This window comes from Type-D symbiont of Plautia stali (genome assembly GCF_001485335.1).
Classification (GTDB): Bacteria; Pseudomonadota; Gammaproteobacteria; order Enterobacterales; family Enterobacteriaceae; genus Pantoea; species Pantoea vagans_C.
This window is the reverse complement of record NZ_BBOC01000060.1, coordinates 14,768-31,679: the sequence shown is the minus strand read 5'-3', so window position 1 is coordinate 31,679 and position 16,912 is coordinate 14,768. Positions and strand designations below refer to the sequence as shown.

Sequence of the window (16,912 nt, the reverse complement as noted above, 5' to 3'; positions counted from 1 at the left end):
TCGGCTCGTCAAATTCAACCGGTTGGCCGCTTTCGACCAGGATCGCCTTCACAACGCCTGACTTATCGGCTTCGATCTGGTTCATCATTTTCATCGCTTCAACGATGCACAGAGTGTCGCCCGCGTTGACTTTCTGACCCACTTCCACGAAGGCTTTCGCGTCCGGGCTTGGGGTGCGGTAGAAGGTGCCGACCATCGGAGAACGCACGATGTGACCGGTGATTTCTGGCTTAGCGGCTTCTGCAGCCGGTGCTGCCGCCGCAGGGGCAACGGCGGTGGCCAGCGCAGGCTGCTGCATCATCGGAGCAGCATAAGCCTGCTGCATCACAGGGTAGCCGGCATTAGCAGGTGAACGGCTGATACGAACGGACTCTTCGCCCTCGGAGATTTCCAGCTCGGAGATGCCAGACTCTTCAACCAGTTCGATCAGTTTCTTAATTTTACGAATATCCATGACACGCTTTTCCTACACGTTAATAACACGCAGCAGTTATAGCAGAGCACCCAAGGGCGCAGGACATAGGGAGTTCAGTTGGGGATATAAGGAAAAGGTGGCGGAATGCAGAACAGCAATAACAAAGTGGAATGCTTCCAGAGGGTGAACAAGGCGTATCGAAATACGCCCCGCGTCTCGATAGTCGCTACTTTTTCAGGCTAATTTCCTGCAAGGCTTCCCACAGCCTCGCTTTATCACTCTCAGCCAAATGCGTTTGATTAAGCGAGTGCAAAAAGGAAGGCTTGTCGGTGAAATGCTCACCTCGGGCTAGCTGCGTGCTAATGCCGCTGAGAATGCTGGCACTGAGCACATTAATTTTTGTCCTGACCTGGTCAAGTGGCAGTGGTTGCCAACCCTGTTCAGGGGTAGAGAGCCAGTCAGCGCGATAGCGATATTGGATGGCTTTCGCTGCATCCATCTGTGCCTGCACAAAAGGTTTGACCGACTCCCCTGCTAAGCCCAGTTTTTCAGCCTGTTGCACCGCACTGGCGAGCACTTTGGCTTCCTGTGGTAAATCTTCGATAGCAAGATGGTTGGCCGCTTTATAACCGGCAACATCCTTCATATAAGACAAGCGCTGATTAATTAATGACGCGACATCACTGTTTGTCGCGGGTGCAGCCAGCACCGTTGCAGAACATGACAAGCCAATTAAAAAAATGATTTTACTAAAGTATTTACGATCCATATCGCTTTACCTCGTTATCCATGAGTCACATTGCGCGAATAATGTAGCTTTTTTTTCTGATCACCGAAACTTTCCCACAACCTGCAGCGAACTGAAGTAGTGAAACATCCAAACCGGACCTCAATTAGATCGCAGGAGCAGATAATGAAATCGTTCAAAACCCTCGTTTGTACTCTGAGCATCACGGCCGCACTGGGCCTCTCTGCCACCGCATTCACCGCCAACGCCGCTCTGCCGGTTGGCGCTAAAGCACCGGATTTCGAGCTGCAAGCCGCCTTGGCCGGCAAGCCAATGACCTTCTCACTCCAGAAAGCCTTACAGAAAGGCCCCGTGGTGCTCTATTTCTTCCCAGCCGCCTTCAGTAAGGGCTGTACGCTTGAGGCTCATGACTTTGCCGAAGCCACGGATAACTTCACCAAGATGCACGCCACGGTGATTGGTGTCACGGCCGGGAATACCGATCAGGTCAGTGACTTCTCTAAACTAGAGTGTCGTGACAAATTCGCGGTAGCTGCCGATCCTGGGGCCAAAATCGCGGCACAGTATCAAACCACGATGGAAATGAAGGGCAAAACCCTGTCTGACCGTACATCCTATGTGATTGCACCAGATGGCAACATTCTGCTGAGTTACACTGACAGAAACCCAGATACGCATATTGAGAAAGCGCTCGCCGCCGTGAAGCAGTACGACGACGCGCATCCGCAAACTAACTAAGCAAAGAGGCCAGCGATGTTAACCGCCATGCTGGCCGCCTTTATTGGCGGCATCATTCTTAATCTCATGCCCTGTGTTTTCCCGGTGATTTCACTCAAGGCATTGGGGTTGTTACGCCACACTGACAACGCAGCCAATGCGCGGCGTGAAGGTCTGGGCTTCTTGCTCGGGGTGATTGTCACCATGATGGCGCTGGCAGGGGTTCTGCTGGCGGCGCGTGCTGGCGGGGCCGCCGTTGGCTGGGGCTTCCAACTGCAATCGCCGCTGGTGATTGCCCTGCTTTCGCTGGTGATTCTGGCCGCTGCACTCAACTTACTCGGCGTGTTTGAAGTCGGTTTATCGGTTCAGCGCGTGGGATCGGTTGAAATCAATCGCGGTGCATTCTTACGCTCAGCACTCACTGGCGTACTGGCGATTCTGGTTGCCACACCGTGTGCGGCACCCTTTATGGCCAGCGCCATCGGTTATGCACTGGTGCAACCACCGGCTATTGCGCTGGTGATTTTCTTCGCATTAGCGTTGGGCTTTGCAGCGCCCTTTACACTGATATCACTGTTCCCTCGTTTGGCGAAGTTTTTGCCGCGTCCTGGCGCATGGATGGATGTACTGAAACGCGGCCTGGCCTTTCCAATGTTCGGTGCTTACGCCTGGTTAGTCTGGGTATTGGCACAACAGGCGGGCAGCGCAGCACTGGCAACACTGCTTGCGGCCTCCGTGGTGGTAGCCTTTGCAGGCTGGCTGTATGGTATGGCACAGCATCGACGCTTTGCAGGTAAAGGTCACAAAGCGCTGTTCGCGGTGACCGCCGTGCTGATAGTCGCCGTGCTCGCGCCGCTGCCACAACTCATAAAACCAGGCGCGGGCCTGGCGGGTGATCAGGTCACCGCGCAGCTCACTAAAGAGAAGTGGACGCCGCAGGCTGTTGCAGCGCAACGCGGGCACGGTAAAGCGATCTTTGTCGATTTCACCGCATCCTGGTGTATTACCTGTCAAGTGAATGAGAAAACTTCACTCTCGACGCAGGCGGTTAAAGACGCACTGGCAAAAACCGGTACGCTGTATATGGTGGCTGACTCCACTAAATTTAACCCCGACGTCGATGACGCCATGAGCGAGTTTGGTCAGGGCGGATTACCGATGTATCTGGTTTACCCCGCCGATGGCGGACCGCCAAAAGTGTTACCGCAAGTGCTGACCCCGAGCATTGTGGTGAACGCACTGCAGGCGGCCAGCAGTAAGGCGTAAAAGCAACAAGGCGGATTATGCAAACAAGCGATAGCGCGCGCGAAAGTTGGCCCGCGCTAATGGAACAGGCGCAGGCGGGCAATCAGCTCGCCTACACCCGACTGCTGAAAGCACTGGTGCCGGTGATTCGTGGGCAAGTACGCAAACAACTCACCGAAGAAGCATTAGTGGAAGATGTGATTCAGGATGTGCTGTTAACGGTGCATCGGGTGCGTCACACCTATGATCCTGCATATCCGTTTTTACCCTGGTTGATGGCAATTATCTCCGCACGTGCTGTTGATGCGTTGCGGCGGCGTGGACGCTATCAGCAGTGGGAAGTTCATGAAGAGACATTGACGGAATCCGCTCCCGCGCCAGAGAGAGCAACGCTGGAGACGCATGAGGAGTTGGCTGGCTATTTGCGCCAGCTCCCCTCACGCCAGCGTGAAATCGTCGAACATGTCCATCTGCGCGAAATGAGCTTGTCAGAAGCCGCCGCGCATAACAATTTAAGTGTGGCTGCGGTGAAATCGCTGCTGCACCGCGCGCTGAGCAATCTGCGTCGCTTTGGAGCACACCATGAATAATCACGACCTGTTAATCGAAAAACTCGGCCGCGAAATGCAGCCCGTCAAACCCACTCTTCGCACCGGATGGCGCGTGCTGATGTGGTTGGCGCTGGCATTGCCGTGCGGCATCGCCGCCAGTTTACTGGTAGAGCGGACGCTCACCGACTGGTCGCAACCCGGCGCGATGCGCGCGATTGTGCAACTGGTGCTGGCATTTATTCTCGGGCTACTGGCGATTCGCAGCGCATTTAATATGAGCATCGCCGGGCGCCAGAGCAACAGTTGGAAGGTCTTGCTGCCCCTCGGCATGCTGTGGTTAGGCCTGAGTCTGAGCAGCATTCCTCATGCGGTGATTGAGCCACACGACAATGACAGTGCGCGATGCTTTACGTTCCTGTTGGTGGTCAGCACGCCGATGATGGTGTTGATGATCGCCAGTTTGCGTCGCACTCGCGCCTTACACCCGGTGCGCAGTCTGGCGATGGCCGGATTGGGTGTCGCCTGTATGGCCGTAACAATGTTGGCTTTCTGCCATCCTGTCCATCTACACGCAATGGATTTCCTCATGCATCTGGCCGCTATTGTGGTCATCGTGGCGATGACGGTGCTATTAGGAAAACGCTGGGTGAGATTGGGGTAGATAAGATGTCGCCTTCCACCTGACCCAAGAGTGGCAGGGCGATCAGTGGGGGAAAATGATGACTGAGCAGCAATTTACGCGTAAGGGCATCAGCCAGCGATAATCCTTCAACAGCCATCGCAACATGGCTGTTGAAGGCGTATATCATTAGCCAGCCAAACGCTGCACCTCCGCCCACACCCCGGCATCCACCGGGATGCCCTCTTTTTGATTACGAATGCGCGTGGCCTTTTGTCGCTCACCGGGCCAGGTCACGCGACTAAATCCTTCAGCCACCGTTGAACCATTAACATACTGCTGAATAGTCTCCGCCAACTGATCACAGAAGTTTTGCCCGCTTATCTGAGCAGGGTCAAACACCATAAATATTTGGCTGGCGCCGGTGCAGCTGCCTTGCTGAATCCTGTCGATCTCCGCTGTGCAACTGCCACCCGATAACAGCGCAGCCATCGCATCAAGTAAGATAGCCAAGCCTGACCCCTTCCAGTATCCGGTAGGTAAAATGCGCATTGAGGCTTCGATAGGCGCAGGATCGCAGGTTAAGTTGCCCTGCGCATCAAATCCGCCAGCATAGGGTAATTGCGCGCCTTGCATACGCGTGACTTGTAACTTGCCGTAGGAATATTGCGACATCGCCATATCCAACACCAAAGGCCCCTCTTTGCCCGGTACCGCCATCACAAATGGGTTGTTGCCCAATCGCGTATCTTTGCCACCCCACGCAGGCATGCAGGATTCAGTGTTGGTCCAGCAAATCGCCGCCATACCCTTTTCGGCAGCCCGCCAGCCGTAAGTTCCGCCGCGCATCCAGTGTGTTGTGTTGCGCATTGCCACCAGCCCCATCCCCTGTTCACGCGCCAGTTCAGTGGCCCGATCAACAGCGCGAATCGCATTGGTAATACCGGGGCCACGCTGACCATCCCAAATCTCCATCACAGACAGACTTTTCACCCGTTCTGGGATTGCACTCCCGACTACCCACCCCTTATGCAGATAATCCACAAAACGGGCCACACGGTTCAGCCCATGAGAAGGGATGCCATCACAACTGGTCTCGGTATGAATGTGCGCACACAGCGCCGCCTGTTTTGCATCCAGACCAGCGTTCAAAAACGCTTTCTCAATAGTGCCCTGCATGACTTCAAAGGTTATGCGTGTCATGTTGCTGATCTCCTTTAGCCGTGAAAGTGTCTGCGCGCGGATCGATGCGCTTCATAATGTCGTTTTTGCCCCATAAACTGGCCCACGGCCAGCCGGTGAGTTTTTCCGCTACGATACGCGTTTCGAAGCTGGCTTCTGCCGGGTGACCGCCGGCATGACGGCGTTGAATCTCTGCTATCAACAATGCATGGTTATGACGGTTCAGGCTGAAACCACGCGCACTGAATAATCCAACCGCGAGGAAAATCACCGCCCCCACACCAAACACTAAGGCAATCCCATGAATCGCTTCGGGGGGCTGACTTACCGCGCCCTTTCCGGCGAAGCCATAGGCTTGTAATACCAACCCGACAATAAACAGAGCCACCGCCTGTACGGCTTTACGCACAAATGTCATTACTCCGGCAAAAATACCCTCCCGCCGCTGACCGGTAAGCATCTCATCCACATCGGGAATAAAGCTGTAGATGTTCCAGCAGACATACTGGGTTCCTGAACGGCCCATACCCATCACAATGGCTGCCCCCCAGACCATCCACATTTCCGCGCTAATACCAATGGCGTAAAAGCTGATGAATAAGGCTACGCTTGCCAGCATTAAATATTGCGCCAACTTATAAGCCGCACCGTTACCAATATGGATACAGAAAGGAATCCAGGCCGCAATGCAGATGAACTGCACCACCGACATAAACGTCATGCTGTTTGCCGCATCGACCGCGTTATGCCCAAGGACAAAAATGATGTAATAAGCCAGCACGGCACCCAGCACATCAAGTGCGACATAGGCCCCAAGATACATACCAACATGCTGGCGGAAAGTGCGAACGTGGAAAGTAGAAATCAGCGAGCGAAACAGCGCCTTCATATCGCGCTTAAATTCGACGGGCACGGGCTTGTTTACGACCTCAATCTCACGCTCCCAGGTAAAGAAGTAGAGCCCGAAGATCACAATCGCAAACAGCGTGGCAAAAATAATCGCCATATAGAAAAATGAAGATGAGGCATTCTCGCCCAACAGGCCAATGATAACACCTGGCAACCAGGCTGCCAGAATACCGGCCCCCATCGAGAAGAACATACGTACTCCGGTCAAACGCGAACGAACATGAAAATCGTGAGTCATCTCCGCGGCCAGGGTTTCATAGGGTACGATGACGAGTGTGTAGCAGGCATAAAAAAGAATGTAAGTTGCGAGATAGTACGTAAAGCCCATATCGCTAACCCACATCATGATGTAGCTGGCAAAGACCAGCGGCGCACCTATCAGGAAGAAAAAACCACGTCGCCCAAAACGCTGCCCCAGGCGGTTGCGCCAGAAATTATCGGTGACATAACCCATCAAGGGATCAAAGAACGCATCCAGTAATCGGGCAAAAGCAATAACGGCCCCGGCTTCTGCCGGACTCAAACCACCATAAGTGGTATAGAAAAACATTAGCCACAGGCCGAGCACGGTAAAACTGCCACCGCCAAAAACATCGCCGCCACCATAAGCCAGCATGTTTTTTAACTTGATAGGCTTTTCTTCTGAACGATTAATCATCAGCGGCACCTTATCGAAAAGTCAGGTGCCAATGATTTACTTTAGATGAACTACCATACAAGAATACTTGATATCTTTTATGCAAATGATCACATTTCAACCACTAGCATTATTCGAATTGTGATGATTTAGACATTTTAGCCGTTAAATTCCTGCTCTTTCTCCGTCATGTTCTATGGCACAATTAATCATTAATTAAGTGTTTGATTAACACGCATCACGATTCTCATAGAAATATTTTTAGTGGGATGGCCCTTTTCAAAACGCCACTGGCTGACAGCGCGAATAACCGTGTCATCAAACAGATGATCGGGCGTCGATTCGATAATGCGCATCTCACTAACTTTACCCTCAGCATCTACGTCATAAACAAATGACACTTTTCCCTCTACGCGGTTTTTAACCGCGTAATAGGGATATGTCGGTTTGACCATATGAAGGATTTTTGGCGCCTGTATGTTTTTGGTGGGCGGCGTACTTGCACTACACCCCACTAATGCCAGGGAGAAAATGAGTGGAAACGATTTAAACATAACAACCTCCTGTTGTTGAGAATCATTCTCATGTTAGCATGTAAGCATTTCAACAGGATAGCGCCAGTGAATGGTCAACGAGGAGTAACAGTCTGTTGATGGCGCTCAAACTTCACAGATAAAGGATTAATCGCCCGTGAAAAGCATTGTGCTCATCTCTATGCCCAGCCCAACGTTGTTCAGAATGCCAGGATTTGGTGCCAATGGAGGACTATTCGGTTACTTTCGCGAAGAGAAATACATTGCTGCGGTGCAAAAAGCGATTGATCAGCGCCAACTTAAGTGGTGTTTCACCCGTGATACTACCGAGTCCGATATCCGAACGCTGATGGCAAATGATGTGCAGTTATTGGTCTGCGCACCGGGTTTGCGGTTTATGTTTTATTGCAAAGGATTTGATAAACGCCGGATGGTTTATCTGACGACTCTGGAGTATTTAAGTAACGATGTCCGACCGGTCATGCGTAAACTACGAGAACTGGAAGAGAAGTAAAGGGAGCAATTAATGATGCTCCCGACCGTAGGGTGCGCATTTATGCGCACCAGCAACATAACACCTCACTGTGGAATGATTTTCTCCGCTTTCAGCTTATCGAACAGCGTAATAAACGAATCCTGCGTGGCACGGTAGCCAGTGAAACCCGCTTTCCGGCTTTTGCTCATATCCGTAAAGGCTTCCATTGGGCGTCCCAAATCGGCATCGGTGTGCCACCAGGAAGCCAGTTTATTAATGTCAGACTCACGCAGGTGCTCGCGTGCAGCAATCTCACGCCATGCGTCTGCTGCATCTTGCATACGCCCCTCCAGTGGCATCATCTGCGCGGGGTATGCCACAGCTTCAACACCGAAATAGGCCGCCAGACGCGGCCACAGCCAGTTCCAGCGGAACACATCACCGTTAACCGCGTTGAAGTCCTGATTGGCGGCTTCATCCGCTGTCGCGGCCCACAACAGTTGTTCGGCCAGCAAACCGGCATCGGTCACATCGGCTAAACCGTTCCACTGTTCTGGCGAGCCAGGGAAAATAAAGGGCCAACCCTTCTCACGGCACAGCGTGGCATACACCGCCAGGGTCTGCCCCATGTTCATGGCATTGCCTAACGCATAACCTATAATGGTATGCGGACGATGCACGCTCCAGCGGTAGTCGTACTTTTTGGCCCCTGCAAACACCTCATCTTCCTGCGCGTAATAGAAATTATCGACAGGTTGACGTCCTTGTTCTTCACGGAACGGCGTAACGGGCACCGCGCCTTTGCCGTAAGCTTCGAATGGCCCCAGGTAGTGTTTGAGTCCCGTGACCAGTGCGACATGCGCGCCGTTTAATCGTTCGCCCAACGCTTCGATCACATTACGCACCATGCCACCGTTCACACGAATATTCTCTTTTTCATTTTCCTGACGTGACCACACGCTAAAGAACAGTGCATCGGGTTTCTCCTGCGCCAGTACCGCGCGCACGGCATCAGCATCGGTGAGATCGGCAGTGAGGCTGCAGCAACCTTCAGGGATCGCGCCGCGCCCACGCGATAACCCCGTGACCTGCCAGCCTTCTCGTTGCAGTTTCTCTGCCAATGCGCGACCAATCACACCGCTGATGCCAACAATTAACGCCTGCTTTTGCATTTCAATTCTCCTCAGTTTCAGTGATTATTAGCCTAATAGAGAATTGAATTCCTATCTCTGGCTTTAATTCACATCATTCATAACCTGGATTCACGAATCAATGCACGATCAGCGCCTGAAAGACATCGTTCCCTTTGTTGCTAGTGTGGAAAGCGGAAGCTTTGCGGCGGCGGCAGAGCGTCTGCATCTGACCGGTTCGGCCGTCAGCAAAAGCGTCACCCGGCTTGAGTCACGCTTAGGCTCGCGTCTGCTGGAGCGCACCACCCGCAGCCTCAAACTGACGGATGCCGGTAACGCCTATTATCAAACCTGTTTGCGCATTATGGAGGAGTTGGCCGAAGCGGAAGCCGTGTTGGCGGCACAGCGTACCATTCCTTCCGGACGGCTGCGTGTGGCGGTCCCCAACACCTATGGCCGTTTAGGCGTGATGCCGGTCTTGATCCCCTTTTGCCAACAGCATCCGGAGTTGGAACTGAATCTTACTTTCTCCGATCGCTTTATCGATCTTTTTGATGAAGGAATTGATGTTGCGGTTCGTATTGGCGGCTCGCCAGATGTGCCCGCCTCTTTAGGGTGTCGTCAGATGGGTCGCGAACGCATGGTGTTTTGCGCCTCACCCGGCTATTTAGCGCGAGCGGGACGCCCGAGCAGCGAAAGCGAACTGTTACAGCATCAGGCCATCATGTATGAGCGTGTGGATGGCAGCACCAAACCCTGGCTGTTCACCACCGCCGACGGGCATCCACACTGGCGTAACGTGCCACACCGCATGGCGCTGGGTGATGTGGACGCGCAGGTGCAGGGGTTATGTGGTGGATTAGGGGTGGCGCAAATGCCGTCATGGCTAATCAGAGAACCACTGGAACGCGGCGAACTGGAGATTATCCTGCCCGAACAGCAGCCTGATGGCCTGGCACTGACCCTGATTTGGCCACGCCGTAAACAACTATTACCGAAGGTAGATGCGCTGTTGACGGCGTTGGAGGGATTACAGATTCGGTGAAAAAAGCGCAATAAATTATGCAATTACTGGCCCGTGCACATTAATGCGCACCCTACGAAAACGGTGCATCACCGGTGTAGGGTTGCCATTTATGGCGACCGAAAAGCGTCTGACTGAAATATATTGCGCAATGTTCCTCATCATCAGCGGTGATTCAACCGCCGCGACAGCCGGTCGCCGAAAAATTGCAGCACCGTCACTAACGCCACCAGCACCACAATCACCGTCAGCATCACCTGCATATCAAAGCGCTGATAGCCATAACGATAGGCAAGATCGCCCAGACCACCGGCACCAATAGCACCGGCCATCGCCGAGGCATTGATCATCGTCACCAACGTAATAGTGAAACCACTGACAATGCCGGGCCGCGCCTCAGGTAACAACACATGCCAGACAATATGCCAGCGATGAAACCCCATCGCCTGTGCCGCCTCGGTTAAGCCTTTGTCCACTTCACGCAAACTCACTTCAGCAATGCGCGCGAAGAACGGCGTGGCCGCTAACGTCAGTGGCACCACGGCGGCCCATACGCCGTAGGTGGTCCCGACAATCCAGCGGGTAAACGGGATCAAAGCCACCATCAGAATCAAAAACGGAATCGAGCGGAACAGATTCACCACCCATCCCAGCACACGGTTGAGCAGCGGATGGGGAAACAGATCGCCGCGTCCTGTCACCACCAAAATCACCGCCATGGGCAAGCCCAGCGCCAACGCTAAGAGCGATGACACTCCCACCATCAGCAAGGTATCCAGCAACCCGGTCCATAAACGATCAATAGTCAGTGACATAGCCTACAACCTCCCGTTGATCTGACTGTGTGGCCAACAGGTCAAGCGCCTGCGAAGCATCATGTTGTGCATCCAGTAAAAGCAACATCTGACCAATAGGCTTGCGATCAACCCACTCCACCGCGCTGTAGATCAAGGTTAACGCTCCCGGCACGCGTGCACTGATGGCCGCCAAATCCGGTTGCGCCCCCTGTCCGTTGTAGCGCAGCCGCAGCAGCACGCGTGAATCTGCGCCCCGACGCGTGTCAGATAACAGCGCCTGCAGCCTCTCCGGCAGCGCACTAAACTGCGGATTGAGCAGTTGCCGCGTGGTGTCCTGTTGAGGATTGCTGTACACCTGCCACACCGGTCCACGTTCAATGATTTCGCCATGATCGATCACCGCCACTTGATGACAGAGATCGTGCACCACATCCATCTCATGGGTGATCAACACGATGGTGATATGCCGCTGCTGATTAATGGTCTTCAGCAATGCCAAAATCGAGCGCGTGGTTTCTGGATCAAGTGCCGATGTCGCCTCATCACACAGCAGCAACTCCGGGTCATGCACTAATGCACGCGCAATACCGACACGCTGCTTCTGCCCGCCAGAGAGTTGCGCGGGCCAGGCATGCTGACGCTCCTCCAGCCCCACCAGCGCCAGCAGTTCATCGACTTTCTGCCGCCGTTGCGGTGCAGGCACACCCGCCACTTTTAGCGGCAACTCAATGTTTTCCCGCACTGTTTTCGCCGACAACAAGTTGAAGTGCTGAAAGATCATACCAGTGCGCCGCCGCCACGCGACCAACTCGTGATCCGGCAAACGGCTAAGATCGATGCCATCAATCACTACCGAACCTTGAGAGGGATTTTCCAGCCGATTGAGGCAGCGGATTAACGTCGATTTGCCCGCCCCGCTGCGGCCGATAATGCCGAAGATCTCACCGCGTTTAACCTGCAAATCAACCTCTTTAAGCGCCTCTTGGGTCTGCCCGGCATAGCGTTTACTCAACCCCTTAATCTGGACGTGCACCTTGCCGGGTGCGTCCTGTCGAGGTGTTAACAGCGCATCATGCTCGCCAGGCAACGTCAGGCTAACCATGGTTACTGGCTCCAACCCGGCTGATACAGCTTGCCGTAGAAATCATCCAGTTTGGCGCGCACTACCGGTGAATGCTGATAAATATCAACAAACTTTTTCAGTCGCGGATCATCCTGATGCCCCTCACGAATCACAAACTGGATCACATATTCAGGATGTTCGAGACCATCAAATAACAGAGCACTGTTGGGATCGATGGTTTTCGACAGGCGCAGATAGTGCGGATACCCTTGCGCTAAATCGACCTCATCCAGCGACCGCGATAACTGCACCGCCTCCACCTCAATGATCTTCAGGTGTTTGGGATTGCTGGCGATATCATCCACAGTGGATTTCAACCCAGCGCCCGGCTTGAGGGTGATCAGCTTGGCTTTCTGTAACAGCAACAGACCACGCGCACCGTTAATCGGATCGTTGGCAATCGCGACCGTTCCGCCATCGGGGATCTGGTCAATGGCGTTGTGTTTTTTCGAATAAAGACCGATGTTGTTGATGATGGCCGGTGCATAGGGCACAAGGTGGAAACCGCCCTGCTGATTGGCGTTCTCCAGGAAGGGTTTATGCTGGAACAGGTTAACGTCGATATCACCGTTTTCTACGCTGACATTCGGCGCAGTCCAGTCAGTAAATTCCACCAACTGAACCTCCAGTCCCTGCTTTTTGGCTTCGGCGACGGCGGTTTCCAGCGGGGGCGCGAAAGCAGCGGTGGTGCCCACTTTCAGCGGGCCGCTGTAATCGTTGGCGGCGAAAACACTGCTGGTCAACATCGCGGCACTGAGAATCAATAGTTGTGCAATTTTCATGTAAATCCCTGAGGTTAAATTAACGAATATGATTAGCCAGCCGCCAGCGTGCCGCCGGATGGCGATCGGGCAGACGGTCTTGCTGCTGGAAAATTTTTTGTCTTAAGCTGCCCGGTTGATAGGCGGTTTTATAACGACCGCGCTGTTGTAATTCCGGCACCACCAGATCGATAAAATCGCGGTAGCTTTGCGGATTAAGGATGCGTGTCAGGTTAAAGCCATCAATGTCACCTTCATCGATCCACTGGATCAACGCATCCGCGACCTGTGCAGGATTGCCCACAATCAACGGGTAACGACTCCCCATCGCGTGCTGCTCCAGCAAGCGGCGGCGCGTCCAGCCACTAAAGGCTTTGCTGACGGATTCGATGGCGCGGGTATCACCGCTCTGGATCGGTTCATCTAATCCAAAAGCGGCCAGATCGAGACCAATCGAGCTGGAGAAGTGAGCGATACCCGCTTCCGGGCTGGCGTATTCGAGATAGCTGCGATGCTTCTCCTGCGCTTCGCGTTCGGTCGGTGCCACAATCACGCTGACGCCCATAAAAATGCGCAGATCGTCAGCACGGCGCCCTGCCGCGACGGCAGCCTGACGCAGACGCTGAGACTGCTCGCGCATCGCAGCAGGTGAAGCGGCATTCACGAACGAGCACTCGGCATGACGCGCGGCAAACTGTATGCCTCGCGCCGATGACCCCGCCTGGAACAGCAGCGGCGTGCGTTGCGGTGAGGGGCTGCTCAGGTGATAGCCCTGCACCTGATAAAACTCCCCCTGATGATTGATCGCGTGGATTTTGCTGGCATCCGCATACTGGCGTTTTGCCTTATCGGCTTGCAGCGCATCATCCTGCCAACTGCCTTCCCACAGTTGGTAAGCCACATCCAAAAACTCATCGGCCTGGTCATAGCGGCGGTCGTGCGCCTGCAACTGTTGCTGCCCCATGGCGCGCGCAGCGCTGTCGAGATAACCGGTAACGATATTCCAGCCAATACGGCCTTGAGTAAGATGATCGAGCGTAGAGAAGCGGCGCGCGAAAGGATACGGCGCTTCATAGCTCAGGTTGGCGGTGACACCAAAGCCCAGATGCTGTGTGACGCTGGCCATGCCCGAGATCAACATCAGCGGATCGTTAACCGGCAACTGAATCGACTCACTCGCCGTCAAGCCAATCCCCTGCTGGTAGACATCGTATACACCCAGAATGTCGGCAATAAATAGCCCATCAAACAGGCCGCGCTCCAGCAACCGTGCGAGATCCAGCCAGTAGGAGAGTGAGTTGAAATCCACCGAGCGATCCTGCGGATGCGTCCACATACCGTGATGAATATGTCCAACACAGTTCATGTTGAACGCGTTGAGCAATATCTGCTTCTGACTCATATCGTCCCCCGGCGCGGCGGCAGCACACCGTTAAGCAAATAGTTGCCGATGGCTGGATATTTCCAGCGCAAGGGGTCGTGCAAAGTGTGGGTGCGCGCATTCCGCCAATGGCGATCGAAATGGTGTTCCCGCAAGCTGGCTCGCGAACCGCCCAGCTCAAACAGTAGGTTTCCGGCTTCCAGCGAGATTTCAGTAGTCCAGGCGCGTGCTTTCGCCACTTCTACGGACGCCTGCGCCACGTTTGCAGCATTGCTATCGCGCTGCGCAGTGTCCACTGCCTCTCCGGCCATCGCCAGCAGTGCATCTCCTGCACTCAGCCGTGCCGCCAGCCGACCAATACGATCCAGCGTTAATGGGTCTTCACTGGCGTGCGCGACTCCGCTATCTGGCCACGGACGCGCACGTTCCCGCACAAACACCAACAGGTCATTGAAGGCTTCGCGGGCGATACCTTGATCGACCGCCGCATGCATAATCTGGGCAAATGGACCGACGGTGGTGGGTCGTTCAAAAGCACTTTGGAACGGCACCACATCCTCAGCAACAACTTCGACATCCCGGAACTGGACGCTACCGCTACCGGTGGTGCGCTGGCCGAAGCCGCTCCAGTCATCAATCACCGTCACGCCCGCCTGATGACGCGGCACGAACACCAGTTGCTCTTTGCCGTCGTCGGCCAGTGCCAAAGTCGGAATACGATCGGCGAACAGCGCCCCGGTGGCGTAAAACTTGTCGCCGTTGAGGCGCAGCCCTTCAGGATGCTGCACCACAGCGGTTGAACGTTGATGTGCAGCTGGTGAACTGAATTCAGCCAGTGCATTGCCCAAATGTACCCCGGCCAGCACTTCGGCATATAAGCGCTGCTTCTGTGCTTCACTGCCGTTAATACGCAGGACTTCCAGCGCATAAAAATGGTTCTGCGGAACCTGACCAATTGAACCGTCTGCCGCACTGAGTACCACGAATATTTCGGCTAAGGCAGCGGTAGAGAGCGCAATACCACCATACTCACACGGCACGGTAATGGCACCGAGGCCCGACTGAAAATAACGTTGCAACTCCGCGTGCGGTAACGTGCGCTGATGATCGCGCTGTGCTGCACCGCTGCGATAAAGCGATGCCAGTTCTTGTGCCACCTGCAAAGCCTGTGGCGCACTGGTGATGCGCTGGGCTTGCTGTTTCGGTAAAACCTGGGTCATAGCCGCTCCTTAAATCCACGCGTGACGCGCAGGGTGCTCACCGTTGAGGTAGAAATTCCCGATGGCATGCGTTTTCCAGCGGACAGGATCGTGCAGCGTGTGCGTCCGCGCATTACGCCAGTGGCGATCAAGGCCATGACGCAGCAGCGTGGCGCGGCTGCCACCCCATTCGAGGAGCTTCTCGCTGGCACGCAGGGCAATCTCAGTGGTGAGCACTTTGGCTTCGGCAACCGCAATTGACGCCTGTGCGCAGTTTTCGGCAGTGAGCGCGCGCGGGTCGATGCTGTCGAGCACCCGTGCGGCGCGCACGAGCAGCGCGTTGGCCGCACTGAGTTCGGTGCTGATCCGCCCAACGTCAGCGAGGATGTAAGGATCATCAGCATTGCGGCTGACGCCCGCATCCACCCACGGACGCGAACTGCTGCGGACAAATTCCAGCGCTTCATCCAGCGCCCCTTGTGCAATACCGGCGTCAATCGCTGCCTGTATCAGTTGGGAGACGGCACCGCGCAGCGTGGGCTTTTCAGACGCAGGCAATGGCATCGTCAGCGTGTTATCAATCAACACCTGTTGTAGTTTCACCGTGCCGCTGGCGGTGGTGCGCTGCCCGATTCCTGACCAGTCATCGACGATCTCTACTCCCTCGGCAGGCAGCGGGATAAACGCCATCACCGGTTGTTCCCCGTCAATCGCGGTGGTGACGAGGATGTCCGCGAACAACGCGCCCGTGGAGTAGAACTTTTCTCCCGTCAGCGCCGCGCCACGTGACGTTGTCACGATAGTGGCCTGTACATCCCGCGTATGTTTGCTGTTTTTCTCCGGCCCGCCGTTACCAAGACGCTGCCCACTGACCACTGCGCTGAGTAGCTGCTGTTGCTGCTGAGGTGTGCCTTCACCGAGGATAAACTGGATTAAACCAAAGTGATTTTGCGGAATTTGGCCCAGGGAAGGATCGCTGGCAGAGATCAATCGAAAGACTTCCGCCAGGGTCTGGAATGACAATCCCGCCCCGCCGAACTGGCGTGGCACGCTGATACTGCCCAGCCCCAATTGCGTGAACTGATTCAATAGTTCCAACGGGTAAATACGCTGTTGATCGCGCTCTACCGCGCCAGCCTTCGCTTGTTCAGCAATATGGCGTGCGGCAGCCAGAGCATCCGCATCGCTGGCCAGTACTACGGCGCGCGGATTGGCATAATGATTATTTTGCGTCATGGTCAATTTCACTTTTTTACGGCGCAGTGAATAACAAGCCCGCATGAAGTTAATCAGCGAACTGGGGCATAAATAACGAATTGAAAGGGATGATAATCAGCAGGAATAAATCTAGTAAATAGCGTGGTTATGCTATATCCGGTAATCGGTTTCTGTTTATTGGCTAAATAACTTTAACCTCAGACCAGCACAGGCATCGCGCGAGATAAATAAATAAAAACGCACAGCAA

General features: G+C 54.4%; 18 protein-coding genes. 6 read left to right on the top strand and 12 right to left on the bottom strand.

Annotated features, from left to right (window positions below):
* Both accB and PSSD_RS18020 read right to left on the bottom strand, forming a co-directional pair.
* A partial coding sequence (gene accB, locus PSSD_RS18025; RefSeq protein ID WP_058973145.1) for an acetyl-CoA carboxylase biotin carboxyl carrier protein occupies positions 1 to 454 on the bottom strand: 454 nt, incomplete at its 3' end.
* Positions 455 to 641: 187 nt separating this feature from the next.
* Complete coding sequence (locus PSSD_RS18020) at positions 642 to 1,184, bottom strand: chorismate mutase (RefSeq protein WP_058973170.1); 543 nt, start codon at positions 1,182 to 1,184, stop codon at positions 642 to 644.
* 144 nt (positions 1,185 to 1,328) lie between these two features.
* Between PSSD_RS18020 and PSSD_RS18015 the strand changes: the two genes are divergently transcribed.
* The 4 genes from PSSD_RS18015 to PSSD_RS18000 are packed head-to-tail and all read left to right on the top strand — an operon-like array spanning position 1,329 to position 4,337.
* Complete coding sequence (locus tag PSSD_RS18015) at positions 1,329 to 1,901, top strand: peroxiredoxin (RefSeq protein WP_039337447.1); 573 nt, start codon at positions 1,329 to 1,331, stop codon at positions 1,899 to 1,901.
* A 15-nt stretch (positions 1,902 to 1,916) separates the two neighbouring features.
* Entirely contained in the window at positions 1,917 to 3,146 is a 1,230-nt protein-coding gene (locus tag PSSD_RS18010) for a protein-disulfide reductase DsbD family protein (RefSeq protein WP_058973169.1), read from the top strand.
* A gap of 17 nt (positions 3,147 to 3,163) precedes the next feature.
* Positions 3,164 to 3,715 (top strand): sigma-70 family RNA polymerase sigma factor, encoded by a 552-nt coding sequence (locus PSSD_RS18005; RefSeq protein WP_058973168.1) that lies wholly within the window; start codon positions 3,164 to 3,166, stop codon positions 3,713 to 3,715.
* Positions 3,708 to 4,337: an NrsF family protein gene (locus PSSD_RS18000; protein ID WP_058973167.1), complete on the top strand. Its 630-nt coding sequence runs from the start codon at positions 3,708 to 3,710 to the stop codon at positions 4,335 to 4,337. The genes PSSD_RS18005 and PSSD_RS18000 overlap by 8 nt, the downstream gene beginning before the upstream one ends.
* 147 nt (positions 4,338 to 4,484) lie before the next feature.
* Here the strand turns inward: PSSD_RS18000 and yiaK are convergent, their stop codons facing one another.
* From yiaK to PSSD_RS17985, 3 genes are all read right to left on the bottom strand, one after another.
* Entirely contained in the window at positions 4,485 to 5,498 is a 1,014-nt protein-coding gene (gene yiaK, locus PSSD_RS17995) for a 3-dehydro-L-gulonate 2-dehydrogenase (RefSeq protein ID WP_058973166.1), read from the bottom strand.
* A complete protein-coding gene (locus PSSD_RS17990; protein ID WP_058973165.1) occupies positions 5,479 to 7,044 on the bottom strand; it encodes an MFS transporter in 1,566 nt (521 codons plus the stop codon). Before PSSD_RS17990 ends, yiaK begins: the two co-directional genes overlap by 20 nt.
* 191 nt (positions 7,045 to 7,235) lie before the next feature.
* Complete coding sequence (locus tag PSSD_RS17985; protein ID WP_058973164.1) at positions 7,236 to 7,577, bottom strand: TonB family protein; 342 nt, start codon at positions 7,575 to 7,577, stop codon at positions 7,236 to 7,238.
* 136 nt (positions 7,578 to 7,713) lie between these two features.
* Between PSSD_RS17985 and PSSD_RS17980 the strand changes: the two genes are divergently transcribed.
* Complete coding sequence (locus PSSD_RS17980) at positions 7,714 to 8,070, top strand: hypothetical protein (protein WP_058973163.1); 357 nt, start codon at positions 7,714 to 7,716, stop codon at positions 8,068 to 8,070.
* A 65-nt stretch (positions 8,071 to 8,135) separates the two neighbouring features.
* On the opposite strand, the gene PSSD_RS17975 is transcribed toward PSSD_RS17980, so the two are convergent.
* Entirely contained in the window at positions 8,136 to 9,203 is a 1,068-nt protein-coding gene (locus tag PSSD_RS17975; protein WP_058973162.1) for an SDR family oxidoreductase, read from the bottom strand.
* Positions 9,204 to 9,303: 100 nt separating this feature from the next.
* Between PSSD_RS17975 and PSSD_RS17970 the strand changes: the two genes are divergently transcribed.
* A complete protein-coding gene (locus PSSD_RS17970) occupies positions 9,304 to 10,206 on the top strand; it encodes a LysR family transcriptional regulator (protein WP_058973161.1) in 903 nt (300 codons plus the stop codon).
* Positions 10,207 to 10,349: 143 nt separating this feature from the next.
* Here the strand turns inward: PSSD_RS17970 and PSSD_RS17965 are convergent, their stop codons facing one another.
* Genes PSSD_RS17965 through PSSD_RS17940 form a run of 6 tightly spaced genes read right to left on the bottom strand, consistent with a single transcriptional unit; the run spans position 10,350 to position 16,682 of the window.
* Positions 10,350 to 11,000 carry a methionine ABC transporter permease gene (locus PSSD_RS17965; RefSeq protein WP_058973160.1) on the bottom strand — a complete coding sequence of 217 codons (651 nt, stop codon included), beginning with the start codon at positions 10,998 to 11,000 and terminating at the stop codon, positions 10,350 to 10,352.
* Positions 10,984 to 12,084: a methionine ABC transporter ATP-binding protein gene (locus tag PSSD_RS17960; protein ID WP_058973159.1), complete on the bottom strand. Its 1,101-nt coding sequence runs from the start codon at positions 12,082 to 12,084 to the stop codon at positions 10,984 to 10,986. The genes PSSD_RS17965 and PSSD_RS17960 overlap by 17 nt, the downstream gene beginning before the upstream one ends.
* Before the next feature lie 2 nt (positions 12,085 to 12,086).
* Positions 12,087 to 12,887, bottom strand: coding sequence for a MetQ/NlpA family ABC transporter substrate-binding protein (locus PSSD_RS17955; RefSeq protein WP_058973158.1), 801 nt, complete (start codon positions 12,885 to 12,887; stop codon positions 12,087 to 12,089).
* A gap of 19 nt (positions 12,888 to 12,906) precedes the next feature.
* Positions 12,907 to 14,268: an LLM class flavin-dependent oxidoreductase gene (locus PSSD_RS17950; protein ID WP_039337169.1), complete on the bottom strand. Its 1,362-nt coding sequence runs from the start codon at positions 14,266 to 14,268 to the stop codon at positions 12,907 to 12,909.
* A complete protein-coding gene (locus PSSD_RS17945; RefSeq protein ID WP_058973157.1) occupies positions 14,265 to 15,467 on the bottom strand; it encodes an SfnB family sulfur acquisition oxidoreductase in 1,203 nt (400 codons plus the stop codon). The genes PSSD_RS17950 and PSSD_RS17945 overlap by 4 nt, the downstream gene beginning before the upstream one ends.
* Positions 15,468 to 15,476: 9 nt before the next feature.
* Positions 15,477 to 16,682 carry an SfnB family sulfur acquisition oxidoreductase gene (locus tag PSSD_RS17940; protein ID WP_058973171.1) on the bottom strand — a complete coding sequence of 402 codons (1,206 nt, stop codon included), beginning with the start codon at positions 16,680 to 16,682 and terminating at the stop codon, positions 15,477 to 15,479.
* Positions 16,683 to 16,912: the final 230 nt, after the last annotated feature.

Bases quoted from the DNA above. Each gene is read 5' to 3' on its own strand.
- PSSD_RS17965 (WP_058973160.1), bottom strand. From the start codon at position 11,000: ATGTCACTGACTATTGATCGTTTATGGACCGGGTTGCTGGATACCTTG.
- PSSD_RS18005 (WP_058973168.1), top strand. From the start codon at position 3,164: ATGCAAACAAGCGATAGCGCGCGCGAAAGTTGGCCCGCGCTAATGGAA.
- PSSD_RS18000 (WP_058973167.1), top strand. From the start codon at position 3,708: ATGAATAATCACGACCTGTTAATCGAAAAACTCGGCCGCGAAATGCAG.
- PSSD_RS17950 (WP_039337169.1), bottom strand. From the start codon at position 14,268: ATGAGTCAGAAGCAGATATTGCTCAACGCGTTCAACATGAACTGTGTT.
- PSSD_RS17975 (WP_058973162.1), bottom strand. From the start codon at position 9,203: ATGCAAAAGCAGGCGTTAATTGTTGGCATCAGCGGTGTGATTGGTCGC.
- PSSD_RS17960 (WP_058973159.1), bottom strand. From the start codon at position 12,084: ATGGTTAGCCTGACGTTGCCTGGCGAGCATGATGCGCTGTTAACACCT.
- PSSD_RS18010 (WP_058973169.1), top strand. From the start codon at position 1,917: ATGTTAACCGCCATGCTGGCCGCCTTTATTGGCGGCATCATTCTTAAT.
- PSSD_RS17970 (WP_058973161.1), top strand. From the start codon at position 9,304: ATGCACGATCAGCGCCTGAAAGACATCGTTCCCTTTGTTGCTAGTGTG.
- PSSD_RS17990 (WP_058973165.1), bottom strand. From the start codon at position 7,044: ATGATTAATCGTTCAGAAGAAAAGCCTATCAAGTTAAAAAACATGCTG.
- PSSD_RS17945 (WP_058973157.1), bottom strand. From the start codon at position 15,467: ATGACCCAGGTTTTACCGAAACAGCAAGCCCAGCGCATCACCAGTGCG.
- PSSD_RS17940 (WP_058973171.1), bottom strand. From the start codon at position 16,682: ATGACGCAAAATAATCATTATGCCAATCCGCGCGCCGTAGTACTGGCC.
- PSSD_RS17955 (WP_058973158.1), bottom strand. From the start codon at position 12,887: ATGAAAATTGCACAACTATTGATTCTCAGTGCCGCGATGTTGACCAGC.
- PSSD_RS18020 (WP_058973170.1), bottom strand. From the start codon at position 1,184: ATGGATCGTAAATACTTTAGTAAAATCATTTTTTTAATTGGCTTGTCA.
- yiaK (WP_058973166.1), bottom strand. From the start codon at position 5,498: ATGACACGCATAACCTTTGAAGTCATGCAGGGCACTATTGAGAAAGCG.
- PSSD_RS17985 (WP_058973164.1), bottom strand. From the start codon at position 7,577: ATGTTTAAATCGTTTCCACTCATTTTCTCCCTGGCATTAGTGGGGTGT.
- PSSD_RS18015 (WP_039337447.1), top strand. From the start codon at position 1,329: ATGAAATCGTTCAAAACCCTCGTTTGTACTCTGAGCATCACGGCCGCA.